Source organism: Aromatoleum toluolicum (assembly GCF_012911005.2).
GTDB classification, from domain to species: Bacteria; Pseudomonadota; Gammaproteobacteria; order Burkholderiales; family Rhodocyclaceae; genus Aromatoleum; species Aromatoleum toluolicum.
On the sequence record NZ_WTVS01000022.1, the window covers coordinates 13079 to 29599 of the forward strand.

Sequence of the window (16521 nt, forward strand, 5' to 3'; positions counted from 1 at the left end):
GCTCACATCGGACGCAGGCCGAGGCGGGCGAACAGCTTCTCGTCGCGATCGGCTTCGGGGTTGTCCGTGGTCAGCAGACGCTCGCCGTAGAAGATCGAATTCGCCCCGGCCAGGAAGCACAGGGCCTGCATCTCGTCGCTCATCTGCTCGCGGCCCGCGGACAGGCGAACGAAGCTGGTCGGCATCATGATGCGCGCCGCGGCGACCGTGCGCACGAATTCGAACGGGTCGAGCTTCTCGGCTTCGGCGAGCGGGGTGCCGGGGATCGCCACAAGGTTGTTGATCGGCACCGACTCTGGCGGACGTTCCAGGTTCGCGAGCTGCACGAGCAGGCCGGCGCGGCCGCTGCGGCCTTCGCCCATGCCGATGATGCCGCCCGAGCACACGTTGATGCCGGCATTGCGCACCTGGTCGATGGTGTCGAGGCGGTCGGCGAGAGTGTGCGTCGTGATCACCTTGTCGTAGTACTCGGGCGCGGTGTCGACGTTGTGGTTGTAGTAGTCGAGGCCGGCGTCCTTGAGCTGCTGCGCCTGGTCGCCCTTGAGCATGCCCAGGGTGACGCAGGTTTCCATGCCCAGCGCCTTCACCTCGCGCACCATCGCGAGGACGGTCTCCATCTCGCGCTCCTTGGGCCCCTTCCACGCGGCGCCCATGCAGAAGCGGCTGGACCCCTTGGCCTTCGCCGCCTTGGCCTTCTCGACGACCTCGGCAACCGCCATCAGCTGCTGGCGGTCGAGACCGGTCTTGTAGCGGGCCGACTGCGAGCAGTAGCTGCAATCCTCGGAACAGCCGCCGGTCTTGATCGAAAGCAGTGTCGAGCGCTGAACGGCATTGGCGTCGAAGTTCTCGCGGTGCACCTGCTGGGCGCGGAAGACGAGGTCCATGAACGGCATTTCAAACAATGCTTCGGCCTCGGCGACGCTCCATTGCTTGCGGGCGGCGGCGGCGTTGGCGGCGGGCTGGGTATCGAGGTTGCGGCACGCGGAAGTCATTGTCATGAAAGCAGTTCCGGGATGTAATGCGAAGCTTCCCATATTCGTTCATTCGGCGAAAACTTGTCAAACGTACTTCACCGTATGGAGTCGGTGGCGCGAATCCTCGCGGCGAGGCTCATGCCGAACGAGTGCTTCGTGTGCGGTCAGGGAGCCGGCTCCGCGCTGGTTTGCGGGGCGTGCCGGGAGGGTCTGCCACGGGTGGCGACGGTCTGCCCGGTGTGTGCGATCCCCTCCGGCGACGATCTGATCTGCGGCAGTTGCCAGCGCGCGGCGCCGGCATTCGACGCGACCGTGGCGGCCTTGCCGTACGTGTTCCCGGTCGACCGGCTCGTCCAGGCGCTGAAATACGGACGCAGGCTGGCGTTGACGGACTTTCTCGCGGGCCTGCTGGAGCCGTTCGCGCCGCCGCACGGGCCGGCGCTCGTGGTGCCGATGCCGCTCCACCCCAGTCGCCTGCGCGAGCGTGGCTTCAACCAGGCGGCGGAGATTGCACGGCCGCTCTCCCGTGCCTGGGGGTTGCCGTTCGAGGCTGCTGCGGTCGAGCGCGTCCGCGACACGGCCCCGCAGGCCTCGCTGCCGTGGCTCGAGCGGCGGCGCAACATGCGCGGCGCCTTCCGTTGCCACGGGACGTTCGAAGGCAGGACCGTGGTGGTCGTCGATGACGTGATGACCACCGGCGCAACGCTCGACGAACTCGCGCGCACGTTAAAATCGCACGGCGCAGCCCGCGTAGTGAACCGGGTCGTTGCGCGTACTCCATCGCCGGTCTGAAATGCTCGACATCGTCCTCTTCCAGCCCGAAATTCCTCCCAACACGGGCAATTCGATCCGTCTCGCTGCCAATACGGGCGCCCACCTGCATCTGGTCCGTCCGCTTGGTTTCGATCTCTCCGACCGGCAGCTCGCGCGCGCAGGCCTCGATTACCACGACCTCGCACGCGTCAGCGTGCACGACGACTTCGATGCGTGCTGCCGCGTCCTCGCCGGACGACGCATGTTCGCCCTGAGCACGAAGGGGGAGCAGCGTTACGACAAGATCGCGTACCGCGAAGGGGATGTGCTGCTGTTCGGGCGGGAAACCAGCGGCCTGCCCGCCGACGTAATCGCGAAGCTGCCGCAGGGGAGCACGTTGCGCATCCCGATGTGTCCGTCGAACCGCAGTGTGAACCTGTCGAACGCCGTGGCCGTGGTCGTGTTCGAGGCGTGGCGGCAGCTGGGATTCGCGGGCGCCGCGCCGTAGGGAAGGAAGGGGCCGCCGCCGGCGGTCGGGTATGGGGGCGGGGCCCCGCCGCCTATTCCTGGCGCGGTTCGCGCGACAGCAACTGCTCGACGACTTCGCGCGGCCCCAGGCGGTTGCCGTGGAGCAGCTCGTCGACCGCGGCGCACAGGGGCATGTCGACGCCGCGACGGGTGGCGAGGCTTGCCGCTTCGCGCGCGGTGGATACGCCTTCGGCGACGTGTCCCAGCTCGTTCAGGATCTCGGGGAGGGTCTTGCCCTGCGCGAGCGCGAGTCCGACGCGGCGGTTGCGCGACAGGTCGCCCGTGCAGGTGAGGATGAGGTCGCCCATGCCTGCCAGGCCCATCAGCGTGTCCGCGCGACCGCCGAGTGCCGTGGCCAGGCGTGCGATTTCTGCGAGCCCGCGCGTGATCAGTGCTGCGCGCGCGTTGAGGCCGAAGCCCATGCCGTCGGAAACCCCAGCGGCAATCGCCAGCACGTTCTTGATCGCACCGCCGATTTCTGCGCCGACGACGTCGCTGTTGGCGTACATGCGCAGCCGCGGCTGGTGCAGCTTGTGCACCCACTCCCGGGCGAAATCGATGTCCGCCGCCGCCAGCGTGACCGCCGTCGGCATGCCGCGGGCGACTTCCGCGGCGAAGCTGGGACCGGTCAACACGCCGCAGGGCGCGTCTGCGCCCAGTTCCGTCGCCACGATCTCGTGCGGCAGGCGTCCGCTGCCGGCTTCCAGGCCCTTGCACGCCCAGATCAGCGGCGTCTGCGCCTGGATGTCATGCAGGCGGCGCGCGGTCTGGCGCAATCCGGCGAGTGGCGTGACGACGAGATGAAGGTCGGCGCCGCGTGCCGCGGCCTCGAAATCCGATGTCAGTTCGAGCGCCTGCGGCAGCGGCACGTCGGGAAGGTAACGGGCGTTGGTGCGCTCGGCGGCGAGTGTGGCGATGTGGTCGGCGTCGCGTCCCCACAGGATCACGCGATGCTGCGCCGAGAACGCCAGCGCCAGCGCAGTCCCCCATGCGCCGGAGCCGAACACGGCGATGCGGATCGGGCTCAAAGCCCCCAGACCTCCGTCACCCGGACGAAGCCGCTCGCGCCGTCCTTGTGGCGCACGGGGAGCCAGCCCTCGTTCGCGTTTCCGGTGACCTCGAGGACCACGTCCTTCGCGCTCTCGAACGCAACCGGCGCGTCGGCCGCGGGGCGCTGGCGCGCCACGGCGCGGGCGCTGGTCACCATCACCGTGCGTTTGTCCGACAGGGTGCGGCGCTCGATCCAGTTGATCGAGCCGCCCGCGTCGCGCACCTTGGTCCACTTTTCGAGGCTCACGACGACTTCGAGCGGCGTGCCGGGCGCAATGATGAACAGCCGCTTGCCCTTGTCCGACGGCGAGTCGTACAGGATGGCCGGTTCGGCAACCGAGCGGTATTCGATCGCGTGGGCACCCGCCGCCGGCAGGGCGAGGGCGGCGGCGAGCGCGATGCAGCGGAGCTGGGTGCGCATCGGGATTACTGGATCGGCAGTTCGCCGGGTTCGCGGGCTTCGGATTGCTGCTGCTGCGCCTGGTACAGCGCCTCGAAATTGACCGGGGCCAGCACCACGGGCTGGAAGCCGGCGCGCGTGATCGCGTCCGAGATCGCCTCGCGCGCATACGGGAAGAGGATGTTCGGGCAGCCGATCATCGTCACCGGTTCGAGGTCGCCTTCGGGGATGTTGCGGATCTGGAAGATGCCGCCCTGGGCAACCTCGACGAGGAACACGGTGCGCTCGTCGGCGAGCTTGGCCGAGACGGTGACCGTCAGCGTGACTTCGTAGACGCCCTCGTCGACGCCGCTCGCGTCGGTGCGCAGCTGCACGTTGATCTGCGGATTCTCGCGCTCGAGGAAGATGCGTGGGGCGCCGGGTACTTCCAGAGACAGATCCTTGACGTAGAGTTTTTCGATCGAGAAGACGGGGGCTTGGGCGTTGTCGGACATGAGGGGGCCTGGGAACAATGAAAAGGGTGAGAGGGAGGTGAAGGGGGCTCAGGCCCGCTGCAGCAGCGTGTCGAGCTTGCCCTGGTGTTCGAGTGCGTAGAGGTCGTCGCAGCCGCCGACGTGTGTGTCGCCGATGAAGATCTGCGGCACGGTGCGGCGTCCGGTGAGGCTGATCATTTCGTCGCGGCGGGCGGGATCCTGGTCGACGCGGATCTTCTCGATGTCCTGCACGCCCTTGCGCCGCAGCAGCTGCTCGGCGCGAACGCAGTAAGGGCACACCGCCGTCGCGTACATCCGGATCTTCGCTTGCATCGTCATTTCCTCTTGCGGCTGAGCGGCTGGCCCGCCTTCTCCCATTCGACGATGCCGCCGCGCAGGTTGAAGAGCTTTTCGAAACCGGCCTTCTTCAGGGCGGCGGCCGCGGTCGCGGACCGATTGCCCGTTGCGCAGCACAGGATGATGGGGCGGTCCTTGAACTTTTCCAGCTCGCCGCTGCGGCGTTCGAGCTCGCCGAGCGGGATGTGGCGCGCGTTGGGAATGTGGCCGCCGACGAATTCGCCCTGGTCGCGCACGTCGACGATCTGGGCATCCTCGCGGTTGATCAACAGGGTCGCCTCGACCGGAGAAAGCTGCGACTTGTCGCCCTGGCTGCGCGCGAGGTCGAACAGCAGCCATGCGCCGCTTGCGGCCGCGAGCGCGGCCCAGTACCAGTGTTGCTGCAGGAATTCCACGTAGATGTACTCCGTTTTCTTTTCTTGTCGTGTGGTGGGCGTGGCGCCGCCCGCCCGGCTGTCAGTTCCGGCCGGGCTGGTCGTTGCAAAACACTTCGCGCATCAGCGCGATGAGCTGCAGGGTGCGCTGGTCGCAGATGCGGTAATAGACGCGGTTGGCGTCCTTGCGGGTCTGCAGAACGGCCTTGTCGCGCAGGATCGCGAGATGCTGCGAGATGTTGCTCTGCGAGGTGCCGACCGCCTCGACGATGTCCTGGACGCACACCTCGTTCTCGCCCAGCACGCAAAGGATCTTCAGGCGCAGCGGGTGGGCGATGGCCTTGAGCGCGCGCGCAGCGGTTTCGATGTGCTCGTGCTTGTCGATGAGGTCGATGATGGTCTTGGTGTCCACGATGGCGGGAAGTGCAGATCAGGCGAGTAGTATAAAATACCGCGGCCCGTAAAGGCGTGTCATCGGTGCCCTGGTGCACAGCCAGCCCGTTCCGGGCGTCCGCATGGTAACGGTCGAGGGCCCGGCCCTCTTCGCCCCCAACACATCCTCTGAGCGCTCATGTACCGAATCGTTCTGCTCCGTCACGGCGAATCGACCTGGAACAAGGAAAACCGCTTCACCGGCTGGACCGACGTCGATCTCTCCGAGAAGGGCGTCGAGGAGGCGCGCGCCGCGGGCTGGCTGCTCAGGCGCGAGGGCTACAGCTTCGATCTCGCCTTCACGTCGGTGCTCAAGCGTGCCAACAAGACGCTCAACCTGGTGCTCGAGGAGCTCGACGCGCTGTGGTTGCCGGTCGAGCATTCGTGGCGCCTGAACGAGCGCAGCTATGGCGCGCTGCAAGGGCTGAACAAGGCCGAGACCGCCGCCCGCTTCGGCGAGGATCAGGTGCTGGCGTGGCGCCGCGCGTACGATGTCGCGCCGCCGGCGCTGGCCGAAGGCGACGAGCGGCTGACGATGAACGATCCGCGCTATGCGTCGTTGCCGCGCGCGCAGTTTCCCCGTACCGAATGCCTGAAGGACACGGTGGTCCGGTTGGTGCCGTACTGGGAAACCGTCATCGTTCCGCAGCTGCTCGCCGGTCGCCGCATCCTGATCGTCGCGCACGGCAACAGCTTGCGTGCCCTCGTCAAGTATCTCGACGGCCTGCCGGACGAAGGTATTGTCGGCCTCGAGATCCCGATGGCGCAGCCGCTGGTGTATGAGCTGGACGCCAACCTGCGTCCGATCAAGAGCTACTACCTGGCCGACGCGGACACGATCCGTGCGGCGCAGGCCGCGGTGGCCGCGCAGGACAAGGCCAGGAGCTGAGACTGCAAGTGCCGATGAAGGGACATCCGCGACTGCGTAGCCTGCGTCTTGTGCTGGCCGCGTGCGCCCTCTTTGCGGTCACCGTCGCACACGGGACCGACGCTCCGGAAGTCGCGCAGAAGCGCTCCGACCTCGAGGAGGTGCGCCAGCGCATCCGCGAGCTGCAGAAGGAGATCGCGGATACCGAGGAATCGCGTTCGAGCGCCTCGGAGGAGCTCGCGGAGGCCGAACGGGCCGTCTCGCGGGTGCAGCGCGAGCTGCAGCAGCTCACCTCGAACCGCGCTGCGGCGGAGAGGAACCTCGCGGTGCTGGAGGCAGAGCGGCAGGCGGTCGCGGAACGCATAGGCGGCCACCAGTCCGAGCTTGCGGACTGGCTGCGGCGGCATTACGTGCATGGCGCGGCCGGCGGCGTCGCTCCCTTCCTGTCGACCCGCGACCCGAACCAGCTCGCGCGCGATGCGTACTATCTCGAACATCTCGGCAAGGCCCGTCTCGAACTGATCGAGACCTTGCGCACCGATCTCAAGGAGAAGAACCGCCTGGGCGAGGCGATCGTCGCGCGGCGGGACAGGCTGGTCGCGCTCGAGGCCGAGCAGCAGGCGCGTCGCAAGGAGCTCGAGGTGGTGCAGGCGCGGCGCAAGGAGGCCGTGACCGGCCTCGCGGAGCAGTTGCGCTCCCAGCGCAAGGAGGAGCGGACCCTTCGCCAGGATCAGGAGCGCCTCGGTCGGCTGGTCGCGGTGCTGGCGCGGCGTGCCGCTGAACGCGAAGCGGCGCGCGCCGCTGCCGCGGCGAAGGCCGCGCGCGAGCAGGCGGCGCGTGAGCTGGCCGCACGGGAAAAGGCCTTGCGGGAACAGGCTGCGAGGAACGACTCCGCGCGTGATGCGGCCGCGCAGACTCCCAGTGCTGCGCTCGCCGCGAGCGGGGCCGCCGCCGAAGGCGCCCAGGAACTCCGGCAGACCCGGCCGGCTCCCGCCCGCTCCGAGCCTGTCGTCGGCGAGATCCGCCAGTCGGCCGGGCCGACGCCCACCGGCGTGAACTTCGCGCAGTTGCGCGGCAAGATGAGATTTCCCGTGCGTGGAGAACTCGTGGGGCGCTTTGGCGCTCCAAGGGCGGAAGGCGGAACGACGTGGCGCGGCGTCTTCATCCGTGCGGCGGGGGGCGCGCAAGTGCGTGCCGTGGCAGGCGGGGAGGTGGTCTTCTCGGACTGGCTGCGCGGGTACGGCAACCTCATCATCGTCGACCACGGCGGCGACTACCTGACCATTTATGGCAACAACGATGCGCTGCTCAAGGAACTCGGCGACAACATCGCCGGAGGCGACGCGATTGCCAGCGTGGGCGCCAGCGGAGGCGGCAGCGAATCGGGTTTATACTTTGAAATCCGCCATCGGGGTCAGCCGCTCGATCCCCTGAAGTGGGTGCAGTTCAACTAGATTTTCCGGCGTGGGCCGGGCGACGTTTCCTCGATGGAGTGCTCATGCGCAACAAGCTTCAAAAAGCAGGATTGGTGATGACCGGCGTGGTCGCCGGCGTGCTGATCAGCCTCAATTTTTCCGCCAGCGCCGACAAGGCCACGCAGGCACCCCTGCCGGTGGAAGAGCTGCGCGCGTTTGCCGACGTCTTCAACGCGATCAAGCAGGGCTACGTCGAGCCCGTCGAGGACAAGAAACTCATCAATCACGCGATCAGCGGCATGCTGAGCGGGCTCGATCCCCACTCCGCCTATCTCGACGCGGAAGCCTACAAGGAACTGCAGGTCGGCACGCACGGCGAGTTCGGCGGCCTGGGCATCGAGGTCGGCATGGAAGACGGTTTCGTCAAGGTGATCTCGCCGATCGAGGACACGCCGGCCTACCGTGCCGGGGTGAAGGCGGGCGACCTCATCGTCAAGCTCGACGATACGCCGGTCAAGGGCATGAACCTCAATGACGCGGTCAAGCGCATGCGCGGCAAGCCGAAGACCGACATCACGCTGACGATCGCGCGCAAGGGCGAGCAGAAGCCCGTCGTGCTGAAGATCACGCGTGAGGTGATCAAGGTGCAGAGCGTCAAGTCCAAGGTCGTCGAACCGGGCTATGGCTACCTGCGCGTCGCGCAGTTCCAGGAGAACACCGCCCAGGCAGTGGTGGAGCACCTCGGTAAGCTGGCCAAGGGCAACGAGCTGAAGGGCCTGGTCCTCGACCTGCGCAACGACCCGGGCGGCCTCCTGCACGGCGCTGTCGGCGTCGCCGCCGCCTTCCTGCCGAGCAATACGCTGGTGGTGTCTACCGACGGCCGCACCGAGGACGCGAAGCGCGAATATCGTGCAAGCCCCGAGGACTACCTGCGCGGCACGCGCGAGGATTTCCTCAAGTCGCTGCCGCAGGGCGCGCGCACGCTGCCGATGGTGGTGCTCGTGAATGCCGGTTCCGCGTCGGCGTCGGAGATCGTCGCGGGCGCGCTGCAGGACCACAAGCGCGCGGTGGTGATGGGCACTCAGACCTTCGGCAAGGGGTCCGTGCAGACCATCCTGCCGCTCAACGCCAGCACCGCCATCAAGCTGACGACCGCGCGCTACTACACGCCGAGCGGCCGTTCGATCCAGGCCAAGGGCATCGAGCCGGATATCGTCGTGGAGGAAAGCGCCAACGGTTCCTCGCGGCGTCTGCGCGAGGCCGACCTCGACGGACACTTGGGCAACGACAAGGATCCGGACGCAGAACGCAAGCTCAAGGAGGCGCAACGGCCGGCTGGTGAAGGGGGCAAGGCGCCGGGCGGAGACGACGAGGCTGCGTCGCCGCACCGGTTCGAGTTCGCCGGCAAGGATGACTATCAGCTCGGCCAGGCAGTAAATCTTCTCAAAGGCCTGCAGATCGTCCAGAATAAAAAACAATGAGCCGATAAGGCCTACTGGATGGGGAGGCTGGGATGCGCCGAGAAACCGCCTACAAACTCGCCGGTCGCCATCACGAGCATCCCGTGGCGGCGGCCGGGCTGTTCAAGGAGCGGGAGATCCGCTTCTCCGAGTTCCCGCCACGCCAGGCGGAGCAGGCGCTGCGATCGCTGCGCCTGCTCAAGGGGCTGCACGCCGCACCTCACGGCGAGCGCCCGCATTCCATCATCGTTGCCTATTCGGTGCTCGAGCTCTCGCTCGAGGTCCTGGAGGACGCGCTGCGCGACGCGGGCTTCCACCTCGACAACTCGCTCTACGTGAAACTGACGCGTGCCGTCGTGTATTTCTGCGAGGAAACGCAGCGGCACAATGTCGAGTCGCCCGAGCGGCTGCTCAAGAAGTCGAACGAGGTCTACGTGAAGGTGTACGAGCATCACCTCCACGGCGACCACGACGACACGCCGCCGGAATTCCGCGAATACAAGTGAGCCCGGTCCTGCCGGGCGTTGATGTGCCGGCGCTGCGTCCGGTACCGTGTGGATTATTGTCCCGATGAATGACGATCAGCTCCTCCGCTACAGCCGCCACATCCTGCTCCCGGAAATCGGTGTCGAGGGCCAGGAGGCGATTCTTGGTGCGCGCGTGCTCGTCGTGGGGGCGGGCGGTCTCGGTTCGCCGGCGGCGATGTATCTGGCCGCCGCGGGCGTCGGTACCCTGGTCCTGTGCGACGGCGACACGGTGGATCTCACCAACCTGCAGCGCCAGATCCTGCACAGCGCGGAGGGGGTCGGGCGGTTGAAGGTCGAATCGGGGCGCGACACGCTGCTGCGCCTGAATCCGTTCGCGCGGGTCGAAACCGTGGCCGAGCGGCTGGAGGGCCACGCCCTCGACGCGCAGGTGGCGGCCGCCGACGTGGTGCTCGACTGCTCGGACAATTTCGCCACCCGCCACGCGATCAACCGCGCCTGCGTGCGTCACTGCAAACCGCTCGTGTCGGGTGCTGCGATCCGCTTCGACGGCCAAGTCTCGGTCTTCGATCTGCGCCAGGCCGAGAGCCCGTGCTACCACTGTCTGTTCCCCGAGGGGCAGGAGGTGGAGGAGATCCGCTGTGCGGTGATGGGGGTGTTCGCGCCGCTCACCGGCATCATCGGCGCGACCCAGGCCGCCGAGGCGCTGAAGCTGCTGGTCGGTTGCGGCACGACGCTGGACGGGCGGCTGCTGCTGCTCGACGGTCTCGGCATGGAATGGCGCAGCGTGACGCTCGGGCGGGATCCCGGCTGCGCCGTGTGTGCGGGTCGCGGCGAAGCCTGAGTCCCGCGGTTCTCAGGAGGCCTGCGGGCGGGCAATGATCCGCAGGTCACTGCCGATTCGGCGCACGTCGCGCAGATCGAGCCGCACTGCCTTGTCGAGGGCGGCGAGCTCCGGCAGGTTGAACAGCCCCTGTGCGCTGCCGCCCACGAGCATGGGCGCCATGTAGAGCAGGATCTCGTCCACGCAGCCTTCCCGCAGCAGCGAGCCGTTGAGCTTGAAGCCGGCCTCCGCGTGGACTTCGTTGAAGCCGCGGCGTCCGAGTTCCTGCATCAGGGCCGGCAGGTCGACCTTGCCCGCGCTATCGGGCAGCACGACGACCTCGACGCCGCGCTCGGCGAGCGCGGCGATCTTGCTTTCGTCCGCGACCGCGGCGGCGACGAGGCAAGTCCCGCCCTGCAGCAGTTTGGCCGAGAGCGGCACGTCGAGGCGCGCGTCCACCAGGACGCGCTGCGGCTGGCGTTCGCAGGGCACTGCGCGTACGTTGAGCTGCGGGTCGTCGCCGCGCACCGTGCCGATGCCGGTGAGCACGGCGCACGCGCGTGCGCGCCAGCGATGGCCGTCGCGTCGTGCCGCCTCGCCGGTGATCCACTGGCTGACGCCGTTGTTCAGAGCAGTCTTGCCGTCCAGCGTGCTCGCAGCCTTGAGACGCAGCCACGGGCGTCCGCGCGTCATGCGCGAGACGAAACCGATGTTGAGTTCGCGCGCCTCGTCGCCCATCAGGCCGCTGCTTGCAGCGATGCCCGCTTCGCGCAGGATCGCCATGCCGCGGCCGGCGACGAGGGGATTGGGATCGTCCATCGCCGCGACCACGCGTGCGATGCCGGCACGGATCAGTGCCTCGGCGCAGGGCGGCGTGCGGCCATGGTGGGCGCAGGGCTCCAGCGTCACATAGGCGGTTGCGCCGCGTGCAGCGCCGCCGGCTGCCTTGAGGGCCTCGATCTCGGCATGTGCCTCGCCGGCGCGTCGGTGCCAGCCCTCGCCGACGATTTGGCCGTCGCGCATCAGCACGCAGCCGACGCGCGGGTTGGGGGTGGTGGTTTCCAGGCCGCGCGCTGCCAGTTGCAGCGCACGGGCCATTGCGCGGTGGTCAGTTGCCGAAAAGGTCATTCTCGGCACCGGCCGGGTCGGGATTGTCCTTGCGCCCGCGCTTCGGGCGCGCCTGCACTTCGCGGATCACTTCTGAGAATTCGTCGACGTCGGCGAAATTGCGATACACCGAGGCGAAGCGGATGTAGGCGACCTTGTCGAGCTTCTTCAGTTCCTTCATCACCAACTCGCCGATCTTCTCGCTCGGAACTTCGGTTTCGCCCAGCGACAGAAGCCTCGCCTCGATGCGGTCGACCGAGGACTCGAGCGCCTCGAGCGTGACCGGCCGCTTGCGCAGCGCGAGCTTGAGGCTGCTCGTGAGCTTGTCGTGGTCGAATTCGGTGCGCATGCCGTTGCGCTTGATGATGTGCGGCATCTTGAGGTCGATGCGCTCGTATGTCGTGAAGCGCTTGTCGCAGTGGGCGCAGCGGCGCCGGCGGCGTACGACCTCGCCGTCTTCGTTCTCGCGTGTATCGGTGACCTGGGTATTCGGGTCGCCGCAGAACGGACACTTCATGGTGGGTGTCGGCCTTCTTCAACGGGCAAAAAAAAGGGTGTGCCGCGCAAGGACGGCACACCCCGTTTATTCACGCAGGACTCGCCGTCCGCGGATTACTTCCCATACACCGGGTGCTTGGCGCACAGTTCCGCGACCTTGCCGCGAACGCGGGTGAGGACGGCTTCGTCCGCGGGCGCGTCGAGCACGTCGGCGATCAGGTGCGCGATCTGCTCGGCTTCGATCTCGGTGAAGCCGCGGGTGGTCATCGCCGGCGAGCCGATGCGGATGCCGGAGGTGACGAAGGGCTTTTCGGGATCCTTCGGGATGGCGTTCTTGTTCACCGTGATGTGCGCGGCGCCCAGCGCGGCCTCGGCGGCCTTGCCGGTGATGTTCTTCGCGCGCAGGTCGACGAGGAACACGTGGCTTTCGGTGCGCCCGGAGACGATGCGCAGGCCGCGCTCCTCGCCGAGCACGCGCGCCATGACGCGGGCGTTGGCGATGACCTGTTCCTGGTAGTTGCGGAACTGCGGCGTCAGCGCTTCCTTGAAGGCGACGGCCTTGCCGGCGATGACGTGCATCAGCGGGCCGCCCTGCAGGCCGGGGAAGATGGCGGAGTTGATCGCCTTCTCATGCTCGGCCTTCATCAGGATGATGCCGCCGCGCGGGCCGCGCAGCGTCTTGTGCGTGGTCGAGGTGACGACGTCGGCGTGCGGAACCGGGTTCGGGTAGTAGCCTGCGGCGATCAGGCCGGCGTAGTGGGCCATGTCGACCCAGAAGGTCGCGCCGACTTCCTTCGCGACCTTCGCGAAGCGCTCGAAGTCGATGCGCAGGGAGTAGGCGGAGGCGCCGGCGACGATGATGCGCGGCTTGTGCTCGCGGGCGAGGCGCTCCATCTGGTCGTAGTCGATCTCTTCCTTCTCGTTCAGGCCGTAGGCGACGACGTTGAACCACTTGCCCGACATGTTCAGCGGCATGCCATGGGTGAGGTGGCCGCCTTCGGCGAGGCTCATGCCCATGATGGTGTCACCGGGCTTGGCGAAGGCCATCAGTACGGCCTGGTTGGCCTGCGAGCCCGAGTTCGGCTGCACGTTGGCGGCGTCGGCGCCGAAGAGCTTCTTGAGGCGGTCGATCGCGATCTGCTCGGCGACGTCGACGTGCTCACAGCCGCCGTAGTAACGCTTGCCCGGATAGCCTTCGGCGTATTTGTTGGTGAGCTGGGAACCCTGCGCTTCCATCACGGCGTTGGAAACGTAGTTTTCCGAGGCGATGAGCTCGATGTGGTCTTCCTGACGGCGGTTTTCGGCCTGGATGGCGGCCCACAGTTCCGGATCGACCTTGGCGAGGGTGTCTTGCGCAGAGAACATGAAACGGTCTCGAAGGGGTGATTAAAGGCGGATATTAGCATGCACCGGCAGTGCGGATGAATCGCAGGCCGGCGCCCACGATGATGGCTGGCGCCCGGTGCATCGGAGGTGCGGCTTCAGGCGTTCGGCAGTTCGTCGCGCGCGCCCTCGAGGTGGCGCTTGTCCGCCCAGCTGACGAGGTGCCAGCGGGTGCCGTCGTATTCGATCCAGTTGAGGGCGGCGTTCGGGATGGCGAAGTCGCGCGGGGCGTCGAGCGGCTTGCCGGCGGCGAGACGATGGACGATGTCGAGTACGCCGCCGTGCGTGACGATCAGGACCTGCTCGCCATGGTGGTTGGAGGCGAGGTCGGCGAGCATGCGCTCGATGCGGCCGGCGAACTCCGCAAGGCTTTCGCCGCCTCCCGGAAAGGTGAAATGCGGGTCGCGCTGCTTGAAGCGGAGATAGTCGTCCGGAAAGCGGGCTTCGGCCTCGGCGTAGGTCAGCCCCTGGAAGGCGCCGTAGTGGCGCTCGCGCAGGTGGTCGTGGAATTCGACCGCGGCCGCGCGATCGCGGGTGATGGCGGCGGCGGTCTGGCGCGCGCGCTGCAGGTCGCTGCAATAGACTGCGGCGAAATGCACGGTGGCGAGGCTGGCCGCGGTGGCCGCGGCCTGCGCCTCGCCGGTGCGGTTGAGGGGCACGTCGAGGTGCCCCTGCAGCCGCCGTTCCGCATTCCACTCGGTCTCGCCGTGCCGCACGAGGCACAGGCGGGTGGGCCTCACTTCCATGCGCCCCCGCCGCTCTCGCCCCAGCTACCCTCGCCCGCGGGCTGCTGGATCTGAATGGTGTCGAGGTCGACCTTGGTCTTTTCGTCGAGACCGCCCGTCACGAGCTCGGGGAACGCAATGACCATGCCGACCATCGCGATCTGGATGATCACGAAGGCGATCGAGCCGCGGTAGATGTCGCCGGTCTTGAACCCCTCGATGCGCTTGTTCGTGATGCGGTCGAGGTAGGCGTTGGCCGGCGCGACGCTGCGCAGGTAGAACAGCGCGAAGCCGAAGGGCGGGGTGAGGAAGGAGGTCTGCAGGTTCAGCGCGATGATCACACCGAACCAGATCAGGTCGATGCCCATCTTGTCGGCGACCGGTCCGAGGAGCGGCATCAGGATGAACGCGATCTCGAAGAAGTCGATGAAGCAGCCGAGGAAGAAGATCACCGTATTGACGAACAGCAGGAAGCCGAGCTGGCCGCCGGGCAACCGGTCGAAAAGGTGCTCGACCCACTTCTGACCATCGACAGCCGTGAACACGAAGCTGAAGATCGTCGAGCCGACGAGGATGAATAGCACGAAGATCGACAGCCGCGAGGTCGACTCGAGCGCCTGGACGAGGGTCTTGAAGTCGAGGCGGCCACGCGAGACGGCCATGATCATCGCCCCGACCGCGCCCATTGCGCCGCCTTCGGTTGGCGTTGCGACGCCGAGGAAGATCGTGCCGAGAACAAGGAAGATCAAGATCAGCGGCGGGATCAGCACGAAGGTGACGCGTTCTGCGATGCGCGATAGCAGGCCCAGTCTGAGCAACTTGTTGAGGAGGGCGAGCACCAGCGCGAAGATCGTGCCGAAAGTCAGCGCGACGACGATGACTTCGTCCAGCGCGGGCGGCAGAACCTCCTTGCCTTCGATCCAGGTGAGGACCGCGCCGTAGTTTTGGCCAAGCAGGACCGAGACGATCGTCACCACGGCGGCCAGGACGCCGAGCGAGCGCAGGCCCGAGCTGCCGTCCGGTTCGCGATAGGCGAGGGCTTCCGGGGGCAATGCCGGCACCATTTTGGGCTTGAAAATCGCCAGGCCGATGATGAACAGCGCATAGAGGCCGACGAGTGCGAGCGCCGGGATCATCGCGCCCTTGTACATGTCGCCGACGCTGCGGCCGAGCTGGTCGGCCATGACGATCAGGACCAGGGAAGGCGGTATCGCCTGTGCGAGGGTGCCCGACGCGGTGATGACCCCGGCGGCGATCGGGCGGCTGTAGCCGTAGCGCATCATGATGGGCAGCGAGATCAGGCCCATCGAGATCACCGATGCGGCGACGACGCCGGTTGTCGCGGCGAGCAGCGCGCCGACGAAGATGACGGCAAGCGCGAGGCCGCCGCGCACCGGGCCGAAGACCTGGCCGACGGTCTCGAGCAGATCCTCGGCCATGCCGCTTCGTTCAAGTATCAACCCCATCAGCGTGAAGAACGGAATCGCGAGCAGCGTATCGTTCTGCATGATCCCGAATACCCGCAGCGGCAGCGCCTGGAACAGGGTCGAGGGGATCAGCCCGAGCTCGAGGCCGACGAAGCCGAAGAACAGGCCGCAGGCCGACAGCGAAAAGGCGACCGGGAAGCCGGACAAGAGAAAGAAGATGATCACCCCGAACATGATCGGGGCGATGTTGGCGGAGACGAATTCGATCATTTCTGGGGCTCGCCGGCTGCGTTGTTCGGGGCGGTGGCGCTGACTGCGGCCTGGACGTGTTCCTCGATATCGCTATGCGTGTCGTGGGCGAGACTGTCGGGCCCTTTGCCGGTGAGGAAGGCGATGCGCTTGAAGAGTTCGGAGACCGCCTGCAGCCCGAGCAGTGCGAACCCGGCCGGGACCAAGGCATAGACGGGCCAGCGGATCAGGCCGCCGGCGTTGGACGAGACTTCGCCGGATACGTAGGCGCCATGCACGACCGGCCACGAGAAGCTGATCATGAAGTAGCACAGCGGCAGCAGGAAGACGATGATGCCGATGACGTCGATGAGGTTGCGCGTGCGCGCGCTCAGCTTGCCGGCGACGACGTCGATGCGCACGTGGGCATTCTGCAGGAAGGCGTAGCCGGCGCCGAGCATGAACACGGCGGCGAACAGATACCACTGGATCTCGAGGAAGGCGTTCGAACCGACGTGGAACGCCTTGCGCGCCACTGCGTTCAATGTGCTGATCACCGCTGTGGCGAAGATGAACCAGATGACGACCTTGCCGATGAGCCGGCTGAGTGCGTCGATCGCTTGTGACAACTTGAGGAGAGTTCCCATCGGGTGCCTGCCTGAAACGTGGGTAAACACAGGTGCATGGCCACGGGGTCATGCCCGCCGGATCGCCGGTGCAGCCAGCGGCCGGCGGCGGAAGGGCAAACGGCCCGCCGGAGC

20 protein-coding genes are annotated in these 16521 nt (G+C 67.1%); 7 read left to right on the forward strand and 13 right to left on the reverse strand.

The annotated features are described in order from the left end of the window. Positions 1-2 precede the first annotated feature (2 nt). The gene (bioB, locus tag GPA27_RS11895; protein WP_169140680.1) at positions 3-998 is read right to left on the reverse strand and encodes a biotin synthase BioB; all 996 of its coding nucleotides are present in this window, start codon (positions 996-998) and stop codon (positions 3-5) included. 114 nt (positions 999-1112) lie between these two features. On the opposite strand from bioB, the gene GPA27_RS11900 reads away from it, so the two are divergent. Both GPA27_RS11900 and GPA27_RS11905 read left to right on the forward strand, forming a co-directional pair. Beyond that, on the forward strand, positions 1113-1766 hold the full coding sequence (locus tag GPA27_RS11900; protein WP_246261050.1) for a ComFC family protein: 654 nt from the start codon (positions 1113-1115) through the stop codon (positions 1764-1766). 1 nt (position 1767) lies between these two features. Next, positions 1768-2235, forward strand: coding sequence for a tRNA (cytidine(34)-2'-O)-methyltransferase (locus GPA27_RS11905; RefSeq protein WP_169140684.1), 468 nt, complete (start codon positions 1768-1770; stop codon positions 2233-2235). 52 nt (positions 2236-2287) lie between these two features. Here GPA27_RS11905 and GPA27_RS11910 read toward each other — a convergent pair whose 3' ends face one another. The 6 genes from GPA27_RS11910 to GPA27_RS11935 all read right to left on the reverse strand — a co-directional run bounded on the left by GPA27_RS11910 (position 2288) and on the right by GPA27_RS11935 (position 5321). After that, positions 2288-3283, reverse strand: coding sequence for an NAD(P)H-dependent glycerol-3-phosphate dehydrogenase (locus tag GPA27_RS11910; protein WP_169140686.1), 996 nt, complete (start codon positions 3281-3283; stop codon positions 2288-2290). Then, entirely contained in the window at positions 3280-3726 is a 447-nt protein-coding gene (locus GPA27_RS11915; protein WP_169140688.1) for an SH3 domain-containing protein, read from the reverse strand. The genes GPA27_RS11910 and GPA27_RS11915 overlap by 4 nt, the downstream gene beginning before the upstream one ends. A gap of 5 nt (positions 3727-3731) precedes the next feature. Then, complete coding sequence (gene secB, locus GPA27_RS11920; protein ID WP_169140690.1) at positions 3732-4199, reverse strand: protein-export chaperone SecB; 468 nt, start codon at positions 4197-4199, stop codon at positions 3732-3734. A gap of 48 nt (positions 4200-4247) precedes the next feature. Next, a complete protein-coding gene (grxC, locus tag GPA27_RS11925) occupies positions 4248-4511 on the reverse strand; it encodes a glutaredoxin 3 (RefSeq protein ID WP_169140692.1) in 264 nt (87 codons plus the stop codon). A 2-nt stretch (positions 4512-4513) separates the two neighbouring features. Beyond that, the gene (locus tag GPA27_RS11930; protein WP_169140694.1) at positions 4514-4930 is read right to left on the reverse strand and encodes a rhodanese-like domain-containing protein; all 417 of its coding nucleotides are present in this window, start codon (positions 4928-4930) and stop codon (positions 4514-4516) included. A gap of 61 nt (positions 4931-4991) precedes the next feature. Then, positions 4992-5321, reverse strand: a complete 330-nt coding sequence (locus tag GPA27_RS11935; protein ID WP_076601436.1) for an ArsR/SmtB family transcription factor — start codon at positions 5319-5321, stop codon at positions 4992-4994. A gap of 159 nt (positions 5322-5480) precedes the next feature. On the opposite strand from GPA27_RS11935, the gene gpmA reads away from it, so the two are divergent. From gpmA to GPA27_RS11960, 5 genes are all read left to right on the forward strand, one after another. Next, positions 5481-6230, forward strand: coding sequence for a 2,3-diphosphoglycerate-dependent phosphoglycerate mutase (gene gpmA, locus GPA27_RS11940; RefSeq protein WP_169140696.1), 750 nt, complete (start codon positions 5481-5483; stop codon positions 6228-6230). Positions 6231-6244: 14 nt separating this feature from the next. Continuing rightward, positions 6245-7663, forward strand: coding sequence for a murein hydrolase activator EnvC family protein (locus tag GPA27_RS11945; RefSeq protein ID WP_169140813.1), 1419 nt, complete (start codon positions 6245-6247; stop codon positions 7661-7663). Positions 7664-7707: 44 nt separating this feature from the next. Continuing rightward, positions 7708-9105 carry a S41 family peptidase gene (locus GPA27_RS11950; protein ID WP_169140698.1) on the forward strand — a complete coding sequence of 466 codons (1398 nt, stop codon included), beginning with the start codon at positions 7708-7710 and terminating at the stop codon, positions 9103-9105. A 32-nt stretch (positions 9106-9137) separates the two neighbouring features. After that, a complete protein-coding gene (locus GPA27_RS11955; RefSeq protein WP_169140700.1) occupies positions 9138-9590 on the forward strand; it encodes a hypothetical protein in 453 nt (150 codons plus the stop codon). Between the two features lie 64 nt (positions 9591-9654). After that, on the forward strand, positions 9655-10413 hold the full coding sequence (locus GPA27_RS11960; RefSeq protein ID WP_169140702.1) for a HesA/MoeB/ThiF family protein: 759 nt from the start codon (positions 9655-9657) through the stop codon (positions 10411-10413). A 12-nt stretch (positions 10414-10425) separates the two neighbouring features. Here GPA27_RS11960 and ribD read toward each other — a convergent pair whose 3' ends face one another. From ribD to GPA27_RS11990, 6 genes are all read right to left on the reverse strand, one after another. Continuing rightward, positions 10426-11520 carry a bifunctional diaminohydroxyphosphoribosylaminopyrimidine deaminase/5-amino-6-(5-phosphoribosylamino)uracil reductase RibD gene (gene ribD / locus GPA27_RS11965; protein ID WP_169140704.1) on the reverse strand — a complete coding sequence of 365 codons (1095 nt, stop codon included), beginning with the start codon at positions 11518-11520 and terminating at the stop codon, positions 10426-10428. Then, positions 11501-12016: a transcriptional regulator NrdR gene (gene nrdR, locus GPA27_RS11970; RefSeq protein ID WP_169140706.1), complete on the reverse strand. Its 516-nt coding sequence runs from the start codon at positions 12014-12016 to the stop codon at positions 11501-11503. Before nrdR ends, ribD begins: the two co-directional genes overlap by 20 nt. 95 nt (positions 12017-12111) lie before the next feature. Further along, positions 12112-13362, reverse strand: a complete 1251-nt coding sequence (gene glyA / locus GPA27_RS11975; protein ID WP_169140708.1) for a serine hydroxymethyltransferase — start codon at positions 13360-13362, stop codon at positions 12112-12114. 116 nt (positions 13363-13478) lie between these two features. Further along, entirely contained in the window at positions 13479-14126 is a 648-nt protein-coding gene (locus tag GPA27_RS11980; RefSeq protein ID WP_169140710.1) for a histidine phosphatase family protein, read from the reverse strand. Further along, positions 14117-15802, reverse strand: coding sequence for a TRAP transporter large permease (locus tag GPA27_RS11985; RefSeq protein WP_169140712.1), 1686 nt, complete (start codon positions 15800-15802; stop codon positions 14117-14119). The genes GPA27_RS11980 and GPA27_RS11985 overlap by 10 nt, the downstream gene beginning before the upstream one ends. Then, the gene (locus GPA27_RS11990) at positions 15799-16407 is read right to left on the reverse strand and encodes a TRAP transporter small permease subunit (RefSeq protein ID WP_169140714.1); all 609 of its coding nucleotides are present in this window, start codon (positions 16405-16407) and stop codon (positions 15799-15801) included. Before GPA27_RS11990 ends, GPA27_RS11985 begins: the two co-directional genes overlap by 4 nt. Positions 16408-16521 lie beyond the last annotated feature (114 nt).